The 26,428-nt window shown below is 60.1% G+C and carries 16 protein-coding genes; 14 read left to right on the forward strand and 2 right to left on the reverse strand.

All coding sequences use genetic code 11. The annotated features are described in order from the left end of the window. Nucleotides 1-66 precede the first annotated feature (66 nt). Genes ACDZ94_RS05545 through ACDZ94_RS05555 form a run of 3 tightly spaced genes read left to right on the forward strand, consistent with a single transcriptional unit; the run spans nt 67 to nt 2,806 of the window. The gene (locus ACDZ94_RS05545; protein ID WP_221293798.1) at nt 67-855 is read left to right on the forward strand and encodes an ABC transporter ATP-binding protein; all 789 of its coding nucleotides are present in this window, start codon (nt 67-69) and stop codon (nt 853-855) included. Then, entirely contained in the window at nt 852-1,799 is a 948-nt protein-coding gene (locus ACDZ94_RS05550) for an ABC transporter substrate-binding protein (protein ID WP_262666901.1), read from the forward strand. The genes ACDZ94_RS05545 and ACDZ94_RS05550 overlap by 4 nt, the downstream gene beginning before the upstream one ends. Beyond that, nucleotides 1,796-2,806: a FecCD family ABC transporter permease gene (locus ACDZ94_RS05555; protein WP_221293796.1), complete on the forward strand. Its 1,011-nt coding sequence runs from the start codon at nt 1,796-1,798 to the stop codon at nt 2,804-2,806. The genes ACDZ94_RS05550 and ACDZ94_RS05555 overlap by 4 nt, the downstream gene beginning before the upstream one ends. Nucleotides 2,807-2,808: 2 nt before the next feature. On the opposite strand, the gene ACDZ94_RS05560 is transcribed toward ACDZ94_RS05555, so the two are convergent. Further along, on the reverse strand, nt 2,809-8,700 hold the full coding sequence (locus ACDZ94_RS05560) for a DUF4329 domain-containing protein (RefSeq protein WP_432751180.1): 5,892 nt from the start codon (nt 8,698-8,700) through the stop codon (nt 2,809-2,811). A gap of 289 nt (nt 8,701-8,989) precedes the next feature. Here ACDZ94_RS05560 and urtA point away from each other — a divergent pair, with 289 nt between their 5' ends. The 11 genes from urtA to ureC all read left to right on the forward strand — a co-directional run bounded on the left by urtA (nt 8,990) and on the right by ureC (nt 19,225). Further along, complete coding sequence (gene urtA / locus ACDZ94_RS05565; RefSeq protein ID WP_064450462.1) at nt 8,990-10,255, forward strand: urea ABC transporter substrate-binding protein; 1,266 nt, start codon at nt 8,990-8,992, stop codon at nt 10,253-10,255. Nucleotides 10,256-10,396: 141 nt separating this feature from the next. After that, a complete protein-coding gene (gene urtB, locus ACDZ94_RS05570) occupies nt 10,397-11,899 on the forward strand; it encodes an urea ABC transporter permease subunit UrtB (protein ID WP_432751181.1) in 1,503 nt (500 codons plus the stop codon). Then, nucleotides 11,899-12,978, forward strand: a complete 1,080-nt coding sequence (urtC, locus tag ACDZ94_RS05575) for an urea ABC transporter permease subunit UrtC (RefSeq protein WP_064450460.1) — start codon at nt 11,899-11,901, stop codon at nt 12,976-12,978. The genes urtB and urtC overlap by 1 nt, the downstream gene beginning before the upstream one ends. Beyond that, nucleotides 12,975-13,835, forward strand: a complete 861-nt coding sequence (gene urtD, locus ACDZ94_RS05580) for an urea ABC transporter ATP-binding protein UrtD (protein WP_064450459.1) — start codon at nt 12,975-12,977, stop codon at nt 13,833-13,835. Before urtC ends, urtD begins: the two co-directional genes overlap by 4 nt. 147 nt (nt 13,836-13,982) lie before the next feature. Next, nucleotides 13,983-14,681: an urea ABC transporter ATP-binding subunit UrtE gene (urtE, locus tag ACDZ94_RS05585; RefSeq protein WP_064450458.1), complete on the forward strand. Its 699-nt coding sequence runs from the start codon at nt 13,983-13,985 to the stop codon at nt 14,679-14,681. 42 nt (nt 14,682-14,723) lie between these two features. Further along, on the forward strand, nt 14,724-15,563 hold the full coding sequence (locus ACDZ94_RS05590; RefSeq protein WP_064450457.1) for an urease accessory protein UreD: 840 nt from the start codon (nt 14,724-14,726) through the stop codon (nt 15,561-15,563). Between the two features lie 178 nt (nt 15,564-15,741). Continuing rightward, on the forward strand, nt 15,742-16,044 hold the full coding sequence (gene ureA, locus ACDZ94_RS05595; protein WP_064450456.1) for an urease subunit gamma: 303 nt from the start codon (nt 15,742-15,744) through the stop codon (nt 16,042-16,044). A 9-nt stretch (nt 16,045-16,053) separates the two neighbouring features. Then, nucleotides 16,054-16,566: a GNAT family N-acetyltransferase gene (locus tag ACDZ94_RS05600; protein ID WP_064450455.1), complete on the forward strand. Its 513-nt coding sequence runs from the start codon at nt 16,054-16,056 to the stop codon at nt 16,564-16,566. Nucleotides 16,567-16,571: 5 nt separating this feature from the next. Further along, nucleotides 16,572-17,105, forward strand: coding sequence for a GNAT family N-acetyltransferase (locus ACDZ94_RS05605; RefSeq protein WP_128591433.1), 534 nt, complete (start codon nt 16,572-16,574; stop codon nt 17,103-17,105). Then, complete coding sequence (locus ACDZ94_RS05610; protein WP_064450453.1) at nt 17,102-17,407, forward strand: urease subunit beta; 306 nt, start codon at nt 17,102-17,104, stop codon at nt 17,405-17,407. The genes ACDZ94_RS05605 and ACDZ94_RS05610 overlap by 4 nt, the downstream gene beginning before the upstream one ends. A gap of 117 nt (nt 17,408-17,524) precedes the next feature. Further along, nucleotides 17,525-19,225 carry an urease subunit alpha gene (ureC, locus tag ACDZ94_RS05615; protein WP_432751182.1) on the forward strand — a complete coding sequence of 567 codons (1,701 nt, stop codon included), beginning with the start codon at nt 17,525-17,527 and terminating at the stop codon, nt 19,223-19,225. A gap of 115 nt (nt 19,226-19,340) precedes the next feature. Here ureC and ACDZ94_RS05620 read toward each other — a convergent pair whose 3' ends face one another. Then, nucleotides 19,341-26,381: an NEL-type E3 ubiquitin ligase domain-containing protein gene (locus ACDZ94_RS05620; RefSeq protein ID WP_432751183.1), complete on the reverse strand. Its 7,041-nt coding sequence runs from the start codon at nt 26,379-26,381 to the stop codon at nt 19,341-19,343. Between the last annotated feature and the right edge of the window lie 47 nt (nt 26,382-26,428).

Below are 26,428 nucleotides of genomic sequence, written 5' to 3' on the forward strand. Positions count from 1 at the left end.
CCGGCAGACAGCTATCGCAGGCAAGCCAGCTCCCACATTTGAATTGTGCTGAACAAGAGAACACTGATGACTTCACTCACCCTCGCTGGCCTGACCTGGACCCCACCCGGTCACGACCACTGCAATCACCGCTTCCAACTGCATGACGCCAGTTTGCAAGTCGGTGCGGGCGAGTTTGTCGGGCTGATCGGCCCCAATGGCAGCGGCAAGACCAGCCTGTTGCGCTGTGCTTATCGCTTCAGCAAGCCGGAACACGGCGACGTGCTGCTCGAACACCAACAGGTGTGGAAGCAACGTGCAAAGTGGTGCGCGCAACGTATTGCTGTCGTGTTGCAGGAATTCCCCGACGCCTTCGGTCTGCGTGTGGATGAAGTCGTCGCCATGGGTCGCACGCCTCACAAAGGCTTGTTCGACAGCAATACGCTGCACGACCTGGAATTGATCCGGCAGGCGCTGGCCTCGGTCGGCATGCTGAACTTTGAAGAGCATGCTTTCGCCACTCTCTCCGGCGGTGAAAAACAGCGGGTGATCCTGGCCCGTGCATTGGCGCAGCAACCTCAGTTGTTGATCCTCGACGAGCCGACCAACCACCTCGACCCGCGCTATCAACTGGAGCTGCTGAGGCTGGTCAAGCGGCTGAACATCGGCACACTGGCCAGCATCCATGACCTTAACCTGGCCGCCGCCTTCTGTGATCGCCTGTACGTGATCAACCATGGGCGCATCGTCGCCAGTGGTACGCCCCACGAAGTCCTCACCGCCGAGTTGCTGCGCGACGTGTTTGGCGTCGAAGCACTGATCGATACTCACCCCTTGTCCGGCTACCCTCGAATCACCTGGATAACCCAACCATGATCCTGCGCTCCCTGCTGTCTCTCGCTCTATTACTCGGCACTGCTCAAGCGTACGCCGACGCCACCCGCTACCCGGTGACGGTCAAAAGCTGCAACCGCGATGTGACCTTCCAGGAAGCGCCGAAACACGCGGTCAGCCACGACATCAACATGACCCAGATGATGCTCGCCCTGGGCCTCAAATCGCACATGGCCGGCTACAGTGGTGTGACCGGCTGGAAGTCAGTGACACCAGAAATGGCCGAGACCCTCGACGGCCTGCCGGAGCTGGCGAGCAAGTACCCATCGGTGGAAACCCTGCTCAACGCCAACGTGGATTTCTTCTTCGCCGGCTGGGACTACGGCATGCGCGTGGGTGGCGACCTCACGCCGCAAACCCTGCAACCGTTGGGCATCAACGTCTACGAGCTGACCGAATCGTGCGCCTTCGTGATGAAGCGCCCGGCCGCGACCCTGGAAGACACCTATAACGACCTGCGCAACCTGGGCAGGATTTTCGACGTGCAAGATCGCGCCAATGCCCTGATCGCACAGATGCAAGCGCAAATCGCTGAGGTGCAAAAGCACCTGCCCGAAGGCAAACCACGGGTGTTTCTCTATGACAGCGGCGAAGACCGCGCCATGACCTCCGGCCGCCTGGGCATGCCCCAGGCGCTGATCGCCGCTGCGGGTGGGCGCAATATCCTCGATGACATTGACGCCAGCTGGACCCGCGTCAACTGGGAGACCGTAGTAGAGCGCAACCCGCAGGTGATCGTGATTGTCGACTACAGCGAAATCACCGCCGAGCAGAAGGAACAGTTCCTGCTCAACAACCCGGCGCTGCAATCGGTGGACGCTATCAAGAACCAACGTTTCATCGTGATTCCTTACGCGCAGGCCACGCCGGGTATCGACAACGTGCTGGCCGTTGAAACACTGGCCAAGGGGTTTCACGGCGAATGATCAACCGTCGCTACGTCCTGTTGCTAAGTGCCCTTGGCGCTTTGTTGCTGCTCTCTTGCGTGATCTCGCTGGGGTTCGGCTCAGCGCCGGTGCCGGTGGACGTGGTGTGGCGGATTCTGCTGAACAAGGCGTTCGGTGTCGGTGAGGTGAACTGGAGCGCAGGCCAGGAACATATCGTCTGGCTGATTCGCGTACCGCGCATGTTGCTGGGTGCGCTGGTGGGCGCCGGGCTTGCGCTGATCGGCGCAGTATTGCAGGCGGTGACGCGTAACCCGCTGGCCGACCCCCACCTGCTCGGCGTGACTTCCGGCGCCACCCTCGGCGCAGTGATCGTGGTGCTGCATGTGGGCGAAGTCATTGGCCTGTTGACCCTGCCCATCGCCGCATTTATCGGCGCCTTGCTGAGCATGCTGGTGGTGTTGGCGGTAGCCAGCCGCAATGGGCGCCTGGAGAGCGATCGCCTGTTGCTGTGCGGCGTGGCGGTATCGTTCGTGATGATGGCGGTGGCCAACTTGCTGCTGTTCATGGGCGACCACCGCGCAGCCTCGGCGGTGATGTTCTGGATGCTCGGCGGCCTGGGTCTGGCGCGTTGGGAACTGCTGGCGATTCCGGCCGCCACCGTGCTGTTCGGGCTGCTGCTCTTGCTCGGCATGGCGCGCCCTTTGAATGCGCTGATGGCCGGCGAGCAGACTGCCGTGACCCTGGGCCTGAACGCGCGCAACGTGCGGCTCAAAGTGTTCCTGGTCGCCTCGTTGATGACGGGCGTGCTGGTGTCCATCAGCGGTTCCATCGGCTTTGTCGGCCTGATGGTGCCGCACATCGCCCGGCGTCTGGTCGGGGCCGAGCACCGGCGATTGCTGCCGGTGTGCGTGCTGCTGGGCAGTGTGTTCCTGGTGTGGGTAGACGTCGCGGCACGCACCCTGATCGCCCCCGAAGACCTGCCCATTGGCGTGGCGACGGCGGCGATTGGCGGGCTGTTTTTTATCGGCTTGATGCGCAAGCGCTGAGGTCAGAGTTCATCACGGTCATACCAGAACTTGCTGACATCAGGCTCCTCCTGCATATCGCGGACTTTCCACTCGTCACCCAGCACTCCTGGCCGTGACCAGAAGGCATCGATGACCAGCACTGACAACGTGCCCAGAACCTGCAATTGACTAACCAGTACACTGGGGGTTGGCGCCGCCCCTGGGCCCAACAGCCTGGCTTCAGCCGGATCCAACCCCGGCTTGTACTTGAGCAGAGCACCACCCCGGCAAGACAAGTAACAGCTCTCGGCATCGGGAAGATTGCTCCTGACCACCGACACGTAGTCGCTCAAGTCATCCTTGGAGACGAAGTTTTTCAACAGGTTTTTGTCCAGCGGCCCCTGGCTGGAAGTCGTAGGAATAGCCTTATAAAACGCCTGCACAGCGGCGATTTTGTAGGTCTTCAGCACATTGCCGTCAGGCACGTCGAACCCGGCATGATCGATCCAGAACAACAGTTCCAGGGTACTTGCACCTCCCGCGCCCTGATCCTCCACCGGGTCAATCGCGACATACCCCTGCGTTTGCCCTGGCGTCAGTACCGCGCCCAAGTATTGCTTGCCCTTGTAAGGTGCCACCAAGCCTTGGGCATAGCGCGCAGCATCATCGGGATAAGAAAACAGCGGCCCGCAGAACGAATGAAAATAGGGGTCGTCTGCAAACGCGTGGGGTGCTTTTTTGGGCACCCATTGCGCCGTGACCCGCTCTTTCCTGCCCCACACCTCGCTGGTGACCCTGATGTGCAGTTCACCCGCAGCGGCCAGGCGGCGCACATAGTCTTGCACCGCTAGCGAACCTTCGAGCAATTGGGTTCGATCACTGTGTGCCTTGCTCGTCCATTCGTACAGTGGCGCCGTCTTGGGAAACACATACGTAAGTAACGCACCGTCGCTGCACAACAAATACAGCGGCAGCGTCGTGCCATTGCGTGCGCTGGTGATGAAGTTCAGGGCTTTGGCGATGTATTGAGGGGGAAAGAAACTCTGCGCCATTTCATCAGTGGCGGCAGCGATTGAGGCGTTGGAAGCACAGAGGTACAAGCCATCGAGCACATACCCTTGGGGCAATTGGCCGTTGCTGAAGACTTGCTTGAAATCGGCAAAGTTCTCTCTGACCAGCGCCAGGGTCGTCATGTACAGCGGCTTGTTCACCGACTTAAGTACGTAACCGAAGGCCACCTCGGCTTGAGGCTTCCACAGGCGCTGGGCATAGCGCACGGCATCGAGCGCCCGGGTAAAGATCGGGCCGCAGGGCGAGTCGAAAGGTACCTGGCGAATTTCCCGGGCTTGGAGTTCACCTACTCCGGCCAAAAACTCCGTCTTTATCTGCCTGGGCATGCCCCATACAGGGTCGCCCTTCACCACATACAAATGCCCCGCCTTCGCGACTTCAGTCACAAAGGCTTGCGGCGAAAGCGCGCCGCTGCGCAGTTGCTGTTCAATGAGGTTGTCGCCGTAATCACCCTTGATCAGGTTCAGGGGCGCCAGGCGGTCTTTGAGCAACGCCTCCACAGCAGAGTCCGACAGTTGGTAACTGAGGATCGAGCCATTGGCACCGAACGCATATTCACGCTTGATGTGGGCTTCACGGTGCAACAGGTTCGACAATACCGCACTGGGTATCATGGTTTTGTAGATGGCTTTCTGAGTGGCGGACAGCAGCAACGGCACCTCTTGGTTCACCACGGACCGGTATCGCGCAACAATGGTACTGCCCCCCGGATAAAGCCCCATATCGGCAGCCACTTCAGGGTAGATCCAGTGCAATGCAAGCCCCCGAGGCGGCAGCGCCAGCGGCTCAGTCGAGGCAAACAGCCCATTGACCAATCTGAGGATCACCCCACCATAAGCACGACGGTAGCCGTTGCCGACTAAGGCCGCGGCATGGCGGGCCGCGTCATCGGGGTTGGCAAACGCTGGGCTTAAACGCCGCGGCATTAAGGTTGCGTAGCTGGCCCAGTCATCGCCGACCCACCCGGCTTTATCCCAGAACAAGCTGGTACGGAGCACATGGAGATTTCCTCTCATCGCCCACTCTTTAACGAAGTCCCTGGGACTCTTCTGGCCGGAGTCCAGCTCGGCACGTGCTTGAGTCAGCAGCCTGTCGACCAGGCCGCCACTTTTTACGTCCATCAAGCCAGGCACATACTGCAACAGCGCGCCATCAAGGGTTGAGAAATAAATCGGCAGGCCATTCACGCCACTGCGGTTCGCTTCATAGAGGGCGATGTACAACACCTCAGGCATCACAAAATACAAGGTCAGCCAAGCACTCGACGTATTCAGCCCCGCGGGCGACCATTGCTGCGACCGAAACAACCCATGCAACACAAAGCCGTCGGGCAGTTGGTAGCCGCCTCCGGCTTCTCGCTCGAAAAGGCTGCCGAGATTGAAGAGCTTTTGCAGAGCGGTGGCCCCCACTACTTCGCTCGCAACAAACTGCTCCCGATCCCGGTGCCGGAGGATGAATGCAAAGCAGTCCTTATTCTTGAAGTTGCGACCATGCACTCGCCCATGCAGGTTACGGGCAGCCTCATCGGCGCTGGCGAATACCGCGCCGTAGGTGGCGTAGTCGGGAGGACCGGACTTGGGGGCGTAGCTATAGTTGGGCGACCAGTCGTTGTAGACCACCGAGCGCGGGCCCCATAACGGGTTGCCCTGGATGATCTTGAAGTCCCCCGCCTCGGCCACGCGCCGAACCCAATCGGCCGGCCGAATCTGCCCGCTGTCGAGGCGCTTGCCAAGGCTGTTGTCACCGGCCTGTGGGCCAATATTGGCCAGCAGCAGTTTTTCCTCGGGCGAATTGTTTGGGGTGTACTCCAACAAGCAGTCCTGCGCGCCCGACAGGTACGCCACCCGTCCGGCCGGGATGATCGAATACATTTCATCGTCGGAAAACACTTGCAGGTTGATCTGCGCCTCATCCCGCGTCCAGCCACGCCGTGCGACCCAGGCCGGGTCGACCATCGACAGCGCGGTGTGGGAGCCGTAACGCCCGTGCAGCACAAAAGGTTCCGGCGGGATCAACGGCCCTTGGTTATTATTTGGAAAGAACAGCGTGAAGGCAAAAGGATTGGCCGCACTGACAATAGGCTCAGTGATGACAAAACGACCGTCTTCGCCCTTGAGGATATAACCGCCGTAGTAGCGGTCCCGAGTGTTGCCAATTTGCTCATGGGCATACACCGCCGCATCGCGTGCCGAGAGAAACGAACGGCTCAACGTTGCCTTGAAAAACGACATCAGCAGGTTGGAACGGTTTTCCACCCTGCCGACCGTACGCCACAAGCCACCGCCCTGAACCACCGACAGCTCGGTCGCTGCAATCACCCTGCGCACATAATCGCGCGGGCTCAATGTCCCGGCGACCATTGCCGCTTGTGCGCCGTTGTCGTCAAGTTCACCCGCGCTGTTTTGCCTGACCAGTTCGGTCGTGGCGGTGGCCTCGGGCACCTTGAGCGTCAACAAGGCGCCATCCGAGGCGTGCATGTACAGGGACAACCCACGGGCCGGATCCTGGATGCCCAGGGTCACCCGCGCCTGGCGGGTTGCGGCGACCACTTGCGCAGGCGTAAAGAAGGTACTCGCCAGCCATTTTTCCCGCGCCGCAACTTCGTCCTGCTCGTACCAGCTATTGAAATAAATCGCCTCCAGCCGGTATTGGGAAGGCAATCGAAGGTTGCCGTCGGCGCGTTTTGGAAACACGTCGTTGGGCGTAAACAGCGGATCACGCTTGGGCTGGGCCAACGTTGCCACATAGGCATCCTGACGGGTGTGCTTGAGGACAAACCCCATCGCGCCCTCTCCTGCTGCGCCAGCGAGCAACAGCGCACGCAGCACGGCGGTTTCCGGGCTTGGAAACACTGAGGTGAAAAAGGGTTGTTGCAGTATGGCGCTGCTGCTGGTCACGGGTGTGTTGATTCGCCAGCCGGTGTTCACCCGACCGCGTACGCCCCCCCAAACCGTATGTGCAATCAGTACAGATAGCTCCCCCGCCTCGGCCAGCTTCCAGACAAGGTTCTCGAAATCATTGCTGGCTTCAACTGTCCCAGCGCGAAGGTGTTGCTCCCAGGTTTTTTCCACCGCCGAGCCACTGCTGACGTACTTGAGCAGCACATTGTCCGGCCCGGAAAAATAGTGAGCCTTGGCGAACGCTCGGTGCTTGAAGCTGAAGAGCTGATCCGCCACGGAGTAGAAGTTGTTGAACAGCAGTACCTGGTCAGCCGTGAAACTGGGGAACATGCCCTGAATTTGTGCGGCATCCGCCGGATGGGAGTGATAAAACGCCTCGGCGCTGTAATCATCAGGGGCGATGAAGTTGCCTTCGCTGTCCTTGGCCAGCACCAACCCATGATCAAAACTATTGCGTTGGTCCGCCACCGGGTGAGTGGCGTAGTAGCGGCTGCCGCGTTTGAGAATCACACCACCGTACTCGACATCGCGACGCTGTCCGATAAGCAGGTGCGCCCAGCGGGCTGCGTCGTCGGCTGTTATAAAGGCCGGGCTGAACTGGGGTTCGGGAATCTTCGAGTATGGGCGCCAGTCATCGCCGACCGGGCCGATCTTGTCCCACAAGGTGCTCGTCCTGAGCACCTCCAATCGACCTGCTGCCGCCAGACGCAGAACAAAATCACGAGGGCGAAGGCTGCCTGCGATCAAGGCCGTATCGATGCCGTTATCCACAACGGCCCCATCGGGCTCAACCCGATAAAGCGCCGCCTCGGCAACCGAGAAGGTGCAGGTGTATTTCAACAACGCGCCATCCGGGGTGGCATGGAAGATAGCCGGGGCTTCTTGCTTGAGTAACTCAGGCGCCAACCGTGCCTGGGAAAGATGCCAGGCCAGTTCTGGCGGCGAAAAAAAGCTGCGGTATAACCAAGGCTGCTTGGTTTGCGCAAGTGCCACATAGGCACCCTGACCCGAGTAGATGCCGATCAAATGAAAATGGGCAGGCAGGCGATGCTTGCCATCTTTATCGACAGGAAATACGTGTTGCGCGTAGATCTGTTGGCCGCTTATGCCTGACGGCTCGGTCACTGCGTACAGGTTCTTGTCGTCATGCTTGAGCACAAAGGCTTGCTGAATCGCCCGGGCCGTAGCCGTCAACCGCGCCTGGGCATAACTGAGCGCGTCGCCAAGGCTTGCCTGCACCGGACCGCAGGCAGGCAGGTCCTGGTTTGGAGAGGTAAAGGCTTGATAGGGCTTCCAGTTATCGGGCACCTCTCCGGTAGACCCACCCCACACAGCATTGGACACCACAATCGACAGTTGGCTGACACTGGCCACTTTCTTGAATAAATTCTCCACCACACCGTCATAGCCGTCAGGCCGGCCGAACGGCTCCTTTTGCTCCAGCCAAACACCAAAACGGCGCTCAGCCTCCGACCGGGTAGGGACATGTTTTAACAGCGAACCATCAGGACCGGATAAATAGGACGCGGTAAAAAAAGGCGGCTCCAGAATATTGGCCGCCAGGTCTGCTTCTGAGTAAAAGCTGTTCAACGCCTTGATCCGGCGATCTGAAAAGTCGGGGTGGTTTTCCTTGTACTCAGTGAAAAAATCCGGGTGCGAGTGAAAATCCGCTACACACCGATAACCGTCGGGGTGCAGGTACTGCTTATTGCTGTCCCGATTCAACACCGAGGTCACGTCAAAAAAATTGCCGCCCCCTTCGATAGGGTCTGTCGCATAAAAAAGCTCATCGGCCAAGCTCTGCAAAATCACCCCGCCATATTCCTGATCCCGCTTGTCGCCCACCTGCTCATGGGCGTAGCGAGCCGCATCGTCCATGCTGATAAACCCCGGCCCTACCGGTGGCAGCTGCACCGGTTTCACCGGGTCTGCCCCAAACCAACCACGCTTGACTCGCTTCATATCATCTGTTCCCGCTCAAGTCCCCAGGCGCCAGAGATTGGCGACCGCAGCGCCCATGTTCGGTAGCAATGGATGACGCGGGGGGCTAAATAGGCACCCCATGCGCCGAGCGCTCTTTTTAAGGGCCGGCCGTGCACTCGACAGCCTTTGCGGCGCCAATTTGGTGCGCAACTCCACCTGTGTTGCCGGCCAACGCCCTTGGATGCGCACGTTGTGTGCAGCAGGCACAGCCTTTGCAAAGTCCTGTGTATCTGCCCCATAAAAACTATCGGTTTACGGAGATCGCACCATGCAGCGTCGTAGCTTGATCAAGGCTTTAACTTTGTCGGCATCCATTGTCGCCATGGGGTTGACCTGGACCGTACAGGCCGCCGAGACCATCAAGGTCGGCATCCTGCACTCGCTGTCGGGGACCATGGCCATCTCCGAAACCTCGCTTAAAGACATGGCGCTGATGACCATTGACGAGATCAACGCCAAAGGCGGTGTGAACGGTAAAATGCTCGAGCCGGTGGTGGTGGACCCTGCCTCGAACTGGCCGCTGTTTGCCGAGAAAGGCCGCCAGTTGCTGACCCAGGACAAGGTTGCCGTGGTGTTCGGCTGCTGGACGTCGGTGTCGCGTAAATCGGTGTTGCCGGTGTTCGAAGAACTCAACGGCTTGCTGTTCTACCCGGTGCAGTACGAAGGCGAAGAAATGTCGCCAAACGTGTTCTATACCGGTGCGGCGCCGAACCAGCAGGCGATCCCGGCGGTGGAATACTTGATGAGCGAAGAAGGCGGCGGCGCCAAGCGTTTCTTCCTGCTCGGCACCGACTACGTGTACCCGCGCACCACCAACAAAATCCTGCGTTCATTCCTGCACTCAAAAGGCGTCGCGGATAAAGACATCGAAGAGGTCTACACCCCGTTCGGCCACGCCGATTACCAGACCATTGTTGCCAACATCAAAAAATTCTCCGCCGGCGGCAAGACCGCCGTGATCTCAACCGTGAACGGCGACTCCAACGTGCCGTTCTACAAAGAGCTGGCCAACCAGGGCTTGAAGGCCACCGACGTGCCGGTGGTAGCGTTCTCGGTGGGTGAAGAAGAGCTGCGCGGCATCGACACCAAGCCGCTGGTGGGCAACCTTGCGGCCTGGAACTACTTCCAGTCGGTGGAGAACCCGGTAAACAAGAAATTCGTCGCCGACTGGAAGGCTTACGCCAAGGCGCACAACCTGCCAGGCGCGGATAAAGCCGTGACCAACGACCCGATGGAAGCCACCTATGTAGGCATCCACATGTGGGCGCAAGCGGTTGAGAAAGCCAAGTCCACCGACGTCGACAAGGTGCGCGAAGCCATGGCCGGCCAGACCTTCGCCGCGCCGTCGGGCTTCACCCTGACCATGGATAAAACCAACCACCACCTGCACAAGCCGGTGATGATCGGTGAGATCCAGGCTGACGGGCAGTTCTCGGTGGTGTGGCAGACCGAAAAACCGATCCGCGCTCAGCCGTGGAGCCCGTACATTCCAGGCAATGACAAGAAGCCGGATTACGCCGTGAAGAGCAACTGATCCGAGGGGTGTCGACACCTGAGTGTCGACACAAACCCTGTGGGAGCTGGCTTGCCTGCGATGCAGACGACTCGGTGTATCTGAAACACCGCTATCGCAGGCAAGCCAGGTCCCACATTTGTCCGCGTAAGGCCGACCAATATGCCCACTGCCCTTTACCGTTTCATCTTCGCTGCCTTGCTGTTGCTGCCTTTCGCAGCAAAGGCAGGCGATGCCGAAGACTTCCTCGCTGCCAACCCGACGCAACAAGCCAAGCTGCTCCAGGATTGGGCCGCCCAGCCCGACCCCGCGCGCATCGAACTGGTGGACGCCCTGCAACAAGGCCAGCTCACGCTCAACGGTGAAACCAAAACCGTACGCCTGAACAACCGCCTGCGCGGGCTGATCGACAACGTCCAAGCCAGCCAGCAACTGCTCGCCGCCGACCCCAAGGTGCGCCTGGCAGCGGCAAAAACCCTGCAAAAAAGCGCGCAACCTGCGCAACTCAAATTCCTCGACCAGCAAGTTGCCGCCGAAACCAACGAGGACGTGCACACCGCCCTCAGCCTGGCCCTGGCCAACCTGCAACTGGTCGACACCGACCCCGTCGTGCGCCTCGCCGCCGTGCGTTTGCTGGGCGGCACCGGCGACCCGCTGGCCCGCACGCGTCTTGAGGCGTTGCTCGCGCCGGGTGTCGAAACCGACGCTGCCGTGCACACCGCCGCCGAGACCAGCCTGGCTCAGGTCAAACGCAAACTGATGTTCGGCGAAATCCTCGGCCAGGCCTTCAGCGGCATGTCCCTGGGCTCGATCCTGTTGCTTGCCGCCTTGGGCCTGGCGATTACGTTCGGCCTGCTTGGCGTGATCAACATGGCCCACGGAGAGATGCTGATGCTCGGCGCGTATTCGACTTACGTGGTGCAACTGATGATGCAGCGCTACGTGCCTGCGGCCATCGAGTTCTACCCGTTGATCGCGCTGCCAGTGGCGTTTTTTGTCACCGCCGCCATCGGCATGGCCCTGGAGCGTACGGTGATTCGCCACCTCTATGGCCGGCCATTGGAAACCCTGCTCGCCACCTGGGGCATCAGCCTGATGCTGATCCAATTGGTGCGTCTGGTGTTCGGTGCGCAGAACGTCGAAGTGTCCAATCCCGAATGGCTGTCCGGTGGCATTCAAGTGCTGCCCAACCTGGTGCTGCCATACAACCGCATTGTGATCATCGCCTTCGCGCTGTGCGTGGTGGTGCTGACCTGGCTGCTGCTGAACAAGACCCGCCTGGGTCTCAACGTGCGCGCCGTCACCCAGAACCGCAACATGGCCGCCTGCTGCGGCGTACCCACCGGGCGCGTGGACATGCTCGCGTTTGGCCTGGGCTCCGGTATCGCAGGTTTGGGCGGCGTTGCGTTGAGCCAGATCGGCAACGTCGGTCCGGACCTGGGCCAGAGCTACATCATCGACTCATTCCTGGTGGTGGTGCTCGGCGGTGTCGGCCAGTTGGCCGGCAGCGTCATGGCCGCCTTTGGCCTGGGCATCGCCAACAAGATTCTGGAGCCACAGATCGGCGCCGTACTCGGCAAGATCCTGATCCTCGCGCTGATCATTCTGTTTATCCAGAAACGCCCGCAAGGACTCTTCGCACTGAAAGGACGGGTGATCGACTGATGAACCAGCCATTGATGCTTACGGCCACGCAAAAGGCCGGCCCCAAAGTGACGATAGCGGTGGGCGCGGTGATCCTGATCCTGCTGCTGGCCCTGCCCGTATGCTCGCTGCTGTCGCCTGAACATCCGCTGCATGTGTCGGCCTACACCCTGACACTGATGGGCAAGATCCTCTGCTACGCCATCGTCGCCCTGGCCCTGGACCTGGTGTGGGGTTACGCAGGGATGTTGTCCCTCGGCCACGGCTTGTTCTTTGCCCTGGGCGGTTACGCGATGGGCATGTACCTGATGCGTCAGGCGTCCGGGGACGAGCTACCGGCGTTCATGACCTTCTTGTCGTGGACTGAGTTGCCTTGGTATTGGATGGGCACCGAACACTTCCTCTGGGCCATGTGCCTGGTGGTGCTGGCGCCGGGTTTACTGGCGCTGGTGTTCGGGTTCTTCGCCTTTCGCTCGCGAATCAAGGGCGTGTATTTCTCGATCATGACCCAGGCCCTGACCTTTGCCGGGATGCTGCTTTTTTTCCGCAACGAGACCGGGTTTGGCGGCAACAACGGCTTCACCAATTTTCGCAGCATCCTGGGCTTTGGCATTACCGAGCCAGGCACGCGAGCGGTGTTGTTTTTTGCCACGGTGGTGTTGCTGGTCGCCAGCTTGTACACCGGCTGGCGCCTGGCGCAGAGCAAGTTCGGCCGGGTACTGACGGCATTGCGCGACGCCGAAAATCGCCTGATGTTTTGCGGTTACGACCCGCGCGGTTTCAAGTTGTTTGTGTGGGTGTTGAGCGCCGTCTTGTGTGGCCTGGCCGGGGCGCTGTATGTGCCGCAGGTGGGGATCATCAACCCCAGCGAAATGTCGCCGACCAACTCCATCGAAGCCGCTGTGTGGGTGGCCTTGGGTGGGCGCGGCACACTGATCGGCCCGCTGCTGGGCGCCGGCGTGGTGAACGGCATGAAGAGCTGGTTCACCGTGGCGTTTCCGGAATACTGGCTGTTCTTTCTCGGGGCGCTGTTCATCATCGTCACCCTGTATTTGCCCAAGGGTGTCATCGGCCTGTTGAAGAAACGGGGTGAGCAATGAGAGTCACTGCGACGGCGGAATTTATGCTCGAACCCATTCTCGAACCGAACAAAGACGCGGGCAGCAGCCGCGATGCGATCGGCATCGGCCAGGCCGCAGGCAAGGGTCTCAACACCCGCCACGGCACCATCCTGACCCTGGAAGACATCAGTGTCAGCTTCGACGGTTTCAAGGCGCTCAATGACCTGAACCTGTACATCGGCGTCGGCGAACTGCGCTGCATCATCGGCCCCAACGGCGCGGGCAAAACCACGCTGATGGACGTGATCACCGGCAAGACCCGCCCCAGCCACGGCAAGGCCTGGTTTGGCGAAACCCTCGACCTGACCAGCATGAGCGAAGTGCAGATCGCCCAGGCCGGCATCGGCCGCAAGTTCCAGAAACCCACGGTATTCGAAGCCCTGAGCGTGTTCGAAAACCTGGAACTGGCGCAGAAAACCGACAAGTCCGTGTGGGCCAGCCTGCGCGCACGCTTGAGCGGCGAGCAGAAAGACCGTATCGATGAAGTGCTCGAGACTATCCGCCTGACCGCTTCGGTACAGCGCCCGGCCGGGCTGCTGTCCCACGGCCAGAAGCAGTTCCTGGAAATCGGCATGTTGTTGATGCAAGACCCGCAGCTGTTGCTGCTGGACGAACCGGTAGCGGGCATGACCGACGCCGAAACCGAATTCACCGCCGAACTGTTCAAGCGCCTCGCGGGCAAGCACTCGCTGATGGTGGTGGAGCACGACATGGGCTTCGTCGGCTCGATTGCCGACCACGTGACGGTGTTGCACCAGGGCAGCGTGCTGGCCGAAGGGTCGCTGGAACAGGTGCAGGAAAATGAGCGGGTGATCGAGGTTTATCTCGGTCGCTGATGCTGACGTGAACTGCTTTATGTGGGCGCTGGCTTGCCTGCGATACAGGCGATTCGGTCTACCCGTGGGACCACGGTGATGCCATCGCAGGCAAGCCAGCTCCCACATTGATCCGGTTCCCACAAGGGAATTGAGGAGAACTCCAGAATGCTGCAAGTCGACAAGCTGCATCAGTACTACGGCGGTAGCCACATCCTGCGCGGGCTGTCATTTGACGTAAAAATCGGCGAAGTCACCTGCCTGCTCGGCCGTAACGGCGTGGGCAAGACCACCCTGCTCAAATGCCTGATGGGTTTGCTGCCGGCCAAAGAAGGCGCGGTGAACTGGGAAGGCAAGGCCATTACCGGGTTCAAGCCGCACCAGCGCGTGCACGCCGGCATTGCCTACGTGCCTCAGGGCCGGGAGATTTTTGGGCGCCTGACCGTGGAAGAAAACCTGTTGATGGGCCTCTCACGTTTTCCCGGTTCCGAGGCCAAAGAGGTCCCGGCGTTTATCTACGAACTGTTCCCGGTATTGCTGCAGATGAAGCACCGGCGTGGCGGTGATTTGTCCGGCGGCCAGCAGCAACAGTTGGCAATCGGCCGTGCGCTGGCCAGCCGCCCGCGCCTGTTGATTCTCGACGAGCCCACCGAAGGCATCCAGCCGTCGGTGATCAAGGAAATTGGCATGGTGATCAAGAAGCTCGCGGCACGCGGCGACATGGCAATCCTGTTGGTGGAGCAGTTCTACGACTTCGCCGCCGAGCTGGCCGACCAGTACCTGGTGATGTCACGCGGTGAAATCGTCCAGCAAGGCCGAGGTGAAAATATGGAAAGTGAGGGTGTACGCGGGCTGGTTTCTATATAAGTAAGAATCTAATCTTTAGCGTCCGAAGATAAGCAAACAGCCATGAACCTGCCCGTTACTCCCGCCCTGTTCACCCCCAGCTGGCACGCCGAGCTGGAGCTCGGCTACGCGCGTTTCGGCGACACCACGCGCCCGGTGATGCGCCGCCACCTCGGCCCGCTGCGCGTGCAAAAGCACCTGTACGCCGAAGGCCCCGAGGTGTGCCAGCACATCATCGTGCATCCGCCCGGCGGGATTGCCGGCGGTGATCGCCTGGACATCAGCGCCCATGTCGGCGCCAATGCCTGGGCGCAATTGACCAGCCCCGGCGCGGCCAAGTGGTACCGCGCCAGCGGCCCGGCCTTTCAAAAGCTCGAACTGACGGTAGAAGCTGGCGCCACGCTGGAATGGCTGCCTCAGGAAACCATCGTGTTCAGCGCCGCCCAGGCCGAACTCACCACGCGTATTGATCTGCAAGGCGATGCCCGGCTGTTCTACTGGGACGTGGTCGCCCTCGGCCGCCCGGCCAGTGGCGAGCGTTTCGACCTCGGCCACTTCCAATCGCACCTGGACATTCGCCGCGACGGCCAGTTGCTCTGGCATGAGCGCCAGCGCATTGTAGGCGCCGACGGTTTGCTCGACTCACCCATCGGGCTGGACGGCCAGCCGGTGTTTGCCACGCTGTTGCTCACTGGCGATATCGACCCCGAATTACTGGAACACTGCCGCGCCATGCCGCATGCGGTGCGCGGCGACCTGACCCAATTGCCAGGCCTGCTGGTGGCCCGCTGTTTGGCCAGTGAAGCCTTGCTGGCACGGGGCTGGTTGATTGATTTATGGCGGTTGTTACGCCCTGCGGTGCTGGGGCGGGAAGCAGTCGCCCCGAGAATCTGGAGCACATGAAGATCAAAATGTGGAAATCAGTTTGTGTGGGAGCTGGCTTGCCTGCGATGGCATCACCTCGGTACATCAGATACACCGAGTTGCCTGCATCGCAGGCAAGCCAGCTCCCACACAAGCCCGCTCCCACTCTTGGGTCTCTGTTGTATTTAAGAATGCTATCTGTGAAGGACCTTGAACCATGGATTTGACCCCACGGGAAAAAGACAAACTGCTGATCTTCACCGCCGGCCTGGTGGCCGAACGCCGCCTGTCACGGGGTGTGAAGCTCAACTACCCGGAAACCATCGCCTACATATCCGCAGCGCTGATGGAAGGCGCGCGCGATGGCCGCACCGTCGCCGACCTGATGCACTACGGCACCACCCTGCTCAGCCGCGAGCAAGTGATGGAAGGCATCCCGGAAATGATCCCGGATATCCAGGTGGAGGCCACCTTCCCCGACGGCACCAAGCTGGTCACCGTCCACCAGCCCATCGCGTGAGGCCCGGCCATGATTCGTGATGCAACCGCGCAAGACCTGCCGGCCATTCGAGAGATCTACAACGACGCCGTATTGAACACCACGGCGATCTGGAACGAACAACCGGTCGACCTGGCTAACCGTCAGGCCTGGTTCAGTGCGCGCCAGGCGCAGGCCTATCCGATTCTGGTGGCGGTCGAAAACGATGAGGTTACCGGCTACGCCTCGTTCGGCGACTGGCGGCCTTTCGAAGGCTTTCGCTACAGCGTCGAGCACTCGGTGTACGTGCGCAACGACCAGCGCGGCAAAGGCCTCGGCCCACGCCTGATGCAAGCCCTGATAGAACGTGCCTGCGCCTGTGGCAAACACGTGATGGTCGCAGCCATCGAAAGCGGCAACCAAGCGTCTATCCGCTTGCATGAACGCCTGGGATTCGTCACGACCGGGCAAATGCCACAAGTGGGCATCAAGTTCGGTCGCTGGCTGGACCTGACCTTTATGCAATTGACATTGAATCCGGGCGCCGAACCGCCCAAGGAGTGAGATCGATGAACACCGCTCAACTGCGTCGAGTGAATGCTGAAAGTTTTGCCCATTACCGCCTGGGCTTGATCGAGCTGTTGCTGGACGCGGTGAAGCACGGTGCTTCGGTCGGTTTTATGGCCGACTTCGATGAAGCCCAGGCCCGTGCCTATTTGAGTGGCGTGCAGGCGAGTATCGAAGACGCCAGCCTGCTGTTGTGGGTAGTGGTGCGAGACGAGCAGGTGATCGCCAGCGTACAACTGGCGCTGTGCCAGAAAGCCAATGGCCTGAACCGTGCTGAAGTGCAAAAGCTGCTGGTACACAGCAGCGCCCGGCGCCATGGCCTGGGCCAGCAATTGATGAGCGCCCTGGAACTCGCCGCGCGCCAGCACAAGCGCGGCCTGTTGTACCTGGACACCGAAGCTGGCTCCGGCGCCGAAGCGTTTTACCAGTCGCTGCGCTACACCAAAATCGGTGAATTACCCGATTACTGCCAAAGCCCGGACGGGCGCTACAGCCCGACCGCCATCTACTTCAAGACCCTGGGGCAACCTGCATGATTCCTGGTGAATATCAGATCCAGCCTGGCGACATCGAACTCAATGTAGGCCGGCGCACCATCACCCTCAGCGTGGCCAACAGCGGCGACCGGCCGATCCAGGTGGGCTCGCATTATCATTTTTTCGAAACCAATGACGCGCTGACCTTTGATCGCGCCGCGAGCCGTGGCATGCGCCTGAATATTCCGGCGGGCACGGCGGTGCGGTTTGAGCCGGGGCAGGCGAGGACTGTCGAGCTCGTCGACCTGAGCGGGGAACGCCGAGTGTTTGGGTTTACAGGAAAGGTCATGGGCGACTTGTAGGTCGACTTCAAGCTCCAAGCCTCAAGCTGCAAGAAAGAGCAGTTTGCGGCGCACATATTGGCTTTTACTTGAGGCTTGCAGCTTGAAGCTTGCAACTCATATGCGAGGAATTAGGCTATGAAAATCAGTCGTCAGGCATATGCCGACATGTACGGCCCCACCGTCGGTGACAAGGTCCGCCTGGCCGACACCGAGCTGTTCGTCGAAGTGGAGCAGGACTTCACCGTCTACGGCGAAGAAGTGAAATTCGGCGGCGGCAAGGTGATTCGCGACGGTCAGGGCCAAAGCCAGTTGCTCGCCCATGAAGTGGTGGACACGCTGATCACCAACGCGCTGATCATCGACCACTGGGGCATCGTCAAAGCCGACGTCGGCCTGAAGAACGGCCGCATTCACGCGATCGGCAAGGCCGGCAACCCGGATATACAGCCGGGCGTGACCATGGCCATCGGCGCCAGCACCGAAGTGATTGCCGGTGAAGGCATGATCCTCACCGCCGGCGGCATCGACTCCCACGTGCATTTCATCTGCCCGCAGCAGATCGAAGAGGCGCTGACCAGCGGCGTCACCACCATGATCGGCGGCGGCACCGGCCCGGCTACCGGCACCACTGCCACTACCTGCACCTCGGGCCCGTGGCACTTGGCGCGCATGCTCCAGGCCAGCGATTCGTTCCCGATGAACATCGGTTTCACCGGCAAGGGCAACGCCAGTTTGCCGGAGCCGTTGGTCGAGCAGGTCAAGGCCGGCGCCATCGGCTTGAAGCTGCATGAAGACTGGGGCACCACACCGGCCAGCATCGATAACTGCCTGAGCGTTGCCGATGAGTACGACGTGCAAGTGGCGATTCACAGCGACACGCTCAACGAGTCCGGCTTCGTCGAAACCACCCTCGCCGCCCTCAAGGGCCGCACCATTCACACCTACCACACGGAAGGTGCCGGTGGCGGCCACGCGCCGGACATTATCAAGGCCTGCGGTTTCCCTAACGTACTGCCCAGCTCCACCAACCCGACCCGGCCGTTCACCCGCAATACCATCGACGAGCACCTGGACATGTTGATGGTCTGCCATCACCTGGACCCGAGCATTGCCGAAGACGTGGCCTTCGCCGAAAGCCGCATCCGCCGCGAAACCATCGCCGCCGAAGACATCCTGCACGACCTGGGCGCGTTTTCGATGATCAGCTCCGACAGCCAGGCCATGGGCCGCGTCGGCGAAGTGATCACGCGCACCTGGCAGACTGCCGACAAGATGAAAAAACAGCGCGGCGCCCTGCCCGGCGACGGCCCAGGCAATGATAATTTCCGCGCCAAACGCTACATCGCCAAGTACACCATCAACCCGGCGATCACCCACGGCATCAGCCATATCGTCGGCTCGATTGAAGTGGGCAAGTGGGCCGACCTGGTGCTGTGGCGCCCGGCGTTCTTCGGCATCAAGCCGACCCTGATTCTCAAGGGCGGCGCAATTGCCTCAAGCCTCATGGGCGACGCCAACGCGTCGATTCCCACGCCGCAGCCGGTGCATTACCGCCCCATGTTTGCCAGCTTCGGCAGCGCGTTGCATGCCACCAGCCTGACCTTTATCAGCCAGGCGGCGCAGGCAGCCGGCTTGCCCGAAGCCCTGGGTTTGAAAAAGCAGATTGAGGTGGTCAAGGGCTGTCGCAACGTGCAGAAAACCGACCTGATCCACAACGATTACCTGCCGGATATCGAAGTGGACCCACAGACCTATCAGGTCAAGGCCGATGGGGTGTTGCTGTGGTGTGAGCCCGCAGAGGTGTTGCCAATGGCCCAGCGCTACTTTTTGTTCTAGCGAAAACAATTCAGCCCCGAAGGCGAACCTGACGGTTCGTCTGCGGGGCTGAGTCGCGGTGACTGATCAAATTGCCGCAGGCCTCGGGTTCAAGCGGCCAGCAGTCACGACAGCCTTACGAGAACATATTTTTTATTATCGAGTCGCTGTACCCATAATCCATTCGCAGCTCGGCGCCCGCCGGAATATCTTCGGTCGCAAATACCGCACTCAGCATAAAGCTCTTTGTTTTTGTTGTTGCCGCAGGCCCCATTCCCAGCCACATATCCGCCTCAACGGGGAAGGCCACGGACTCTACGTTGTATCCCCCTGCAGCCTGACGGATTGGTTTGTCATTCGCGTCATACTCAAAGTGGGTGTTTATTCTGGAGATGATGTTGTCCCCCGACAGGTGAACCGGCTCCGTGACGAGTCGACCGCCCTCCAAGGTCGATTGAGTGCCGACGAGCATGGTGTAGGTTTGACCTCCAGAGCCGAAAAATCCATAGGGTAGGACGGTGCCGCCGTAAACGCCGACGATCTCCCCTTTGGCGATACGCTTGTTGGCGACCACCATCGACTGTCCTATCAGCGATTGTTCCTGGGGCACCTTCATATCCTGCGCAGTGAACGTACGCCGCTGCAGTTTCTCTTCATAACGAGCGCCCACCTCCTCATACCCTTCAAACTTGATGTAAGGTTTGACTTGATCGGAGGTGTATTGAGTACCGGACTCCACCAATTCAACGCGTCTTTGCAGCTTTCGAATACGTATCGGTCTGCCCTGATAATCCCTGAGTGGGTACTTACCGTTATTCGCTCGGTTATAACTCCCGACTGGATTAGGGGCGGCCGTGAAATGAACTTCACGCCTCATGGTACTGAGCTCGTCCGCCGTGTAGGGAACCACAGGCATAGACTCTGGAGCCTCTTCAAACTCATCCTCAGAACCACCCGGCGTAGACTCTGATGCGTCTTCAAACTTGTCCTCGGAACCACCCGGCCTCATCCCTCCTGGCGTACGTGGACGTTTCCACACCCCGGCGATATCCGGTTTGGCGATGATCCCGCTACTGACCAGGGCAAACGGGTTATCCGGCGCCTGCACCCACAATAGGTAGTGCTCGCCCTCCGCATCGGGCAGGCTCGCGACAAAATACTGTTTCCCATTGAAGTCGATGGCGCGTGCCTGTGAAAGCTGTAACTCACGCGATGTGCTTTTGCTGGGCTCAACCAGTACTTCAAGGGTTTCCTGTGGCAACAGAATATCCGCAATTTCCTGTCGGCTCAGTGTCTCGATCAATGCGCTTTCCTTAATCGCCAGCTGTGCCTGCAAGTCATCGGCTTTGGCCTTATAGACCGTCTCGGACAACGCCTCGGCAACGCGGCTCTCATGCAGCGCGGCCAACTGCTGCTGATAGGGCTCGCTCTGCGCATCGAATTGCGCGCGGTACTTTTGAGTCACATAGTCCTGCCAGAAATCGCGGGACAACAGGGCCTGAAACGCTGTTGGGGAGTTATTCAGCGCCACGACTTTTGCGTAGGCCGCATCAAGCATTTGTGAAGTGACATTCCCCATTTGGGCGAACCGGACTTGCTGAGGCTGCCCAGGTAAGTCGAGTCGGTCCTTAAGGCCGTAGCGATAGGCGAGTCTTACCTCGACCTCTTCCAGCCGCGCCAACTGCTGGGCTTTCTGGTCAGCCGTTAAGTTATCGTTGCTGTTAATGGTCCTCCGGCGTTGATCAATATCCCTCAAGGCGATGACCTCAAGTTCGTCCAGGCAATACAAGCCTCTGGCGAACTTCAGCAACGCAGCCCCTGGTTTCAGGTCCATGGCCTGCGTGCGGGCCCGGTAGACCATCGCCATGATTTCCACATTGCTGAAAGACAACCCCGCACGGTCGCAACACGTCGGTCTGCCCGCCCACTCAAACATTTGTTCGCGCAACTGTTCGGACTCGGGCGTGTGTTCGCTGATGCTGTCGATCACCTCCCACACCCGCCGCTGAAGGTCTTCATGGCCGGCGCCGGCATCATCCAGCCCCTCCAGCATTGCGAAAAAACCATCCCCGTTCGGCTGCTCACGCAGCGTATGCCATTGGCGCCCCTTCACGGCAACCTGCTCTTCGGACAGCCCCGTAGCCCATCGCTGAAACCGCGTTTGGGCCCTGGCGCCGATCACCGCACGACCGCGGATATTCAGGGCAGAGGCGACGAAAATATTGGGGTTGGCAGCGGACGACAGCCCCGCTTGCTCAAGCCGTACACCGTAATCGCGAATCTGGTCCTGAGTGGTCGCAGTTAAAGGGTTGAAGGATATATCCGTCACGCCATTGACCCGCGCGGAGTTGGCCAATTGCGCATCCGAGGGTGCGATGACGAACTCTGGAAGGCTGGTGAAATCGTTGTAGCTCAACAGTATCTGGTCCAACGCCGGCTGGTTGATCAAGCCGGTGGGAAACGTAGTGATGCCGCAGTTCGCCATGCCCAGGGACCGCATATCCGTTATCTGACTGAAGTCCGGCGTGATGCCCAGCTGATTGTGATTCAACCTCAAGCCTCTGAGAGAGGTTCGCCCGGACAGGATCGCGGCCGTTTGCTGCGTCAGGCGGATCTGGTTGTTGTTCAAAAACAAACGGGTCAGGTTGTGCATTTCACCCAGGGCCGGTGGCAGCACCCTGAGTTGGTTATTTGACAGGTCCAGCCAGCGCAGATGCCGGTAGCGTGTCAGGAATCCTTCCGGCGAAGCACTGAGGCCCATGTTGCTCAATTTCAGTGAGCCGACATGGCTGAAATCAATGTCCAGGTCCGGCAGGCTTGGCAGCGTCAGGCCACTCAAGTCCAGCTCCAAACCTATCTGCGTTCCGTCATTGGCAAGCATTTGCGGGGTTTCCCGACGCCAGCACGCAAGAATACGTTTCTGAGCCTGATGACGATCCTCAAGGCCCGCCGCGTTGGCTTGTCGTTGGCCCGCGCGAACGTAGCGTTGCTGTTCGCCGCCGCCCGAAAACGCCCAGGCGTTCAACTGCTGTTGCAGGGTGTTGAACTCTTGTTCGAGTCTGGCCAGTTCAGCGTCGGCACCGCCGCCCAAACGCCAGACCCACTCCCTGGCGTCTTGCATGCGTTTGTTCGGGTACAGGCGTCGTAGCTTTTCGAGCCTGGGGTTGCCACTGTCAAACGCGCCATCACGGGCGCTTTTCACCAGGTCCGGTCGGACCTGATTCAAGCGTTGCCAGTAACCATCAAATTTTTGCCAGTAATCAGGCTGAAATCGGTTGCCCTCAAGCAGGGTGACGCCATTGAGCCGGGCGCTCGCGGCGAGCTGTTCAGTTGCCGGATTGAGGTGTTCCTCGGGCACTTCTCGTAAAAGATTATGGCTCAGGTCAACAAAATCCATCCCCGCACGGGCCTGCAATCCCGTTGGCCACCGATCCAGCTGCGTATTCCTCAGGTTCAGGCTTCTCAACCGGGGCATAGCGCTGAAGTCAGGCGCAATCCTCAACGGGTTATTGGTGAGGTAGAGCGCTTCAAGGTTGCCGAGGCCACTCAGCACTCTGGCGCTGTGTGGGGTCAACCGAATGTTGTTGGACGTTAGGTTCAACGAGGTCAGGTTGTTCATTTCACCAATGGCGCCAGGTAACTCGGTCAGCCTGCAACGGCTGACGACCAACTCTTTGAGGCGAACGAACTTCCCAAGGAAAACATCCGCGTTACCCGACCACTTGACTCCGACGAGCTCAAGTTTCTCGATATGGCTGAAGTCGGCGCTCAGTGCCGGTAACTCCATCACACCATCCATCAGCAACCGCAGAGGGCCTTTACCCGTACGCTGCCAGTGGCTCAAGATCTGCCTGGCGATGCCAGACGCTCGGGCGTCCACCGGTCCCGCAGCGGACTGCGGGGAATTCGCCTGAACCCAAACCTGCAATTCCCTCTCCAGCGTTTTGAACTCAGCTTCCCGAAGCGTCAGCCCACCCCGCACATTCGTACCCAATGATTGGATAAAGGCAGTGACCTCACCCTCCTCCATTGAAGGGTACAGCTTGAGGACTCGGGCTTTTACCGAAGCCTCTGAAGGACCAAAAACACTGGCCACCATCCGTCGAAACCCACGGCCACCGCCCAGCAAGCGCAGTGCAGGATCAATGGTCGGCTTGCGCAGCGGGTGCTCCAGCAACACCGTGCGCAGTCGCGCACGTGGCAGAGGCGCTTGCGCAATCGCGGCTTTCATTTGCAGCGCGTCGGTGAACCCCAGGGCCTGGCGCTCAGTGGCGGACAACAGGTCCCAGGTTGCGGCAAAAAAATCCCTGGGCATGGTCGCCTGGAACAACCCGTTATCCATCTGTACCAGAACCCTGGCCGTTGCGTCTGGAGAACCAATGGCATCCAGTATCGCGCCCTGCGCCGAATACTGACGCAGCTCCACCCGAGTACCCCGGCGCCATCCGGGCAAGGTTTCCAGGGTGCGCAAAGCCAGGCGCTGGCTGTCGAGGTTCGCCAGGGTGTCCAACTGCAGCCCCTCGTAAGCGCGGGCTACCCGTGTTTCCTGTTCACACCATTTCGCGTGTTCGGTCTGTGCTTCGGGCAGCAGCCCGGTGCTGCGCCAGGTTTGCAGTTGCTCGGAACTCAGGCTCTTGAGCAGGTGCGCCGCCATCGAGGTCGGTAACTCGGGATAGTCCGCCAGCAGCCGCTGCACATCGGGGTCAACCGATGCGGTCAACGCTCGGTAGCGTTCCTCCACCAGCGGGCCTTTGTACATATCCACCATGTCGCCCAGGTGCTGACGCAGCTTGCCGGCCCGCACATCCAGTGAGTCTTCGGTATTTCCGGGGATGTCGGTGAGCGCCGGGTCAACGCCTTGCAACGTGTTCAACACCTCTTTGAGCAACTCGCCACGCGCCAGTTGGCCTTCGTTGAGGACCACCACCCGCGTGGCGGACGACGAAGGCTCCGTTTCCCAGATGACTCTGGCACCACTGCCCAGCACCCGAAGACCGAGGTTTTGCGGCAACATCCCACGACGACGCATCATGTTCAGTTGCAGCGCCGGATCAGCCTTGGCGTAGACCGCCGGGTCGCTGCTATGCATTTGCTCGACAAAGGTCGTCAGCGCCTGATGGGCCTTGAAGTGCTGGATCGAATCCTCCAGCAGCAAAGGCACCGGCTCATGCTCGACAAAGGTCTGGCGCAAGGTGTCCTCCTCGACACCGCTGGCGGCGCGGGCCTGCTCCAGCTTTTCGCTGTCGAGCCCCCGCTGTTCCAGCCCCAGACGCCTCATCAACGTCGGCTTGTCCCAGGTCAGTGGTTCCTCGACTTCATGGCTCCAGGCGCCGGCATGGTTATGCGCCAATTGCGGTTCATACGCGCCGGGACGGCTGGGGTGCTGGATGCGGTACTGGCCAGTGTCGGGCTCCTGCCTGACCTGATAGTGGTCACCTTCATGGGGCAACACTTTTTGCCCGTTGTGCAAGTAGAGACCCAAGGCGTCTGGCTCGGCGTCTAGAGGCAATTTAACCGGCACCTTATAGGGCGTCATATCCGGGCTCCATAACACCTGTTTGCCGGTGGGCAGCGTGACCGGTTTGAGGTTGTCGACCATGCTCGCCAGCTTGATGGCGGGCAACACCTTGGCCCCGGTGCCCAACATCGCCGCATTGAGGGCCACGCTGGAAAAGTGCGCCCACATCGTCTTCAGATCGCTTTGCTCGTAGGCTTCAATGCCTTCATACACTTCAGTGCACATCTGCGCCGCACCCACCGCCAGCATGATCGGCCCCAGCCCCGGCACCACGAAAGCACCGAGATTGAACACGCTGATCACCGCGTCCAGGTAGCTCGACAGCCGCTCCATGCGCGCCTTACGGTCTTCGTCACCGGTGGGCACGGCCACGGCGCGGGCATCCGACAAAATCTTGCGCACCTGTGCCTTGCGCAGTTGCGCCCATAAGTTGGCTCCGATTGCCAACTCATCCAGAGGCAGCCTCGGCGGCCTGGATACCAGCGGGTAATCGCCGGCCGCGCCATTGCCGTTGGCGGGTTTGTACAACCCATTAAATTGCTGAAAAAAGAGGCCCTGCTCGCGCTGGGGCACAAATCGGCTGAAAAAGCGCCGGTACGAGGCGCTGTGCAAGCGGGTCCTGAGGTCGGCCATGAACTCGGCGCTGGAGGCATACTCCCTGAGCGGCTGCTGGGGGTCATTGGGGATGAACACCACCAGGCGCTCGACACTGTCACTGTCTTTACGGGCAGGACCGATTAGCAACGGCCCCACCAACACACTGCCAAACACCTTCAGCGCGGCGAACGTCACCGGCTTGCCGTCGAGGGTGGCACTGCCCGGGTCAGTGATGACCTGTTTGACCATCCGGTAGGCATCGGCCCCAATGCCCCACTCGGTCTGGTGAGCCGCCACCTCGGCGCTCAGCGCCAGCAATTGGCGCTGGTGCTCTTGCAGCTGCGTTTCCAGTGCGGCGCGTTGGGTCGCCTCGTCCGGTTGGACGATGGACTTGATGTGCTGCTGATACAAATTGCCCACGTCCAGGCTGCGGCACACTTGGGCAAATTCATGGGGCGCGATGGGCAGGGCCTGGGAATTGACCGCGCTGAAGGTCGGGATAACGTCGCCGTCATACGAACTCCAGGCGGTTATGATCTGGCAATCGTTGCAGGTACTGGCTCGTTCTTCATCGCGCTCGAAATTGGCCAGGGCGGCCTCAAGTAGGGAAACACCGCGGTATACATAGTTCAGCTCCGAGTCGCGTTGTTGGTCGAAGACAAACGCACCGAACAGGTCGTCGCGACTTTTGAACCCATACTTGCGCGCGAAATAGACGTTCTTGACGTCCACATCCAGGTTGAAGCGTTGCTTGAGTGCGTCTTTAAGCGGCTGCTCGGCAAAGGCGAGCACATCCTTGATATCACCGAGGGTGTTCTCTACCTGGTTCAAGGTTTCGCGATAACGGGTATGGCTGTCGGCCAGGTCAGCCTTTTGCTGAACCGTGACGGTCAGGTACCAGCTGGGCAGTTCCATGTCGTGATTGGCGAGTTCTTCCTGGCGTTGAGGGGAGCCCTGGTTGAACCAGGCAGGCACGCGGTCTTTGAGGAAATCGTAATGCACGCCCCGAAGGTCCACGTTGAAGGTGCCTTCGGGGGTAAGGGTAACGGGTTGTTCTGACATATCGGGCCATCCATGACGGGTTTAAAAAACCAGCCTATCGAATGGCC

Source organism: Pseudomonas sp. UBT, from assembly GCF_050915955.1.
Lineage (GTDB): Bacteria > Pseudomonadota > Gammaproteobacteria > Pseudomonadales > Pseudomonadaceae > Aquipseudomonas > Aquipseudomonas antarctica_A.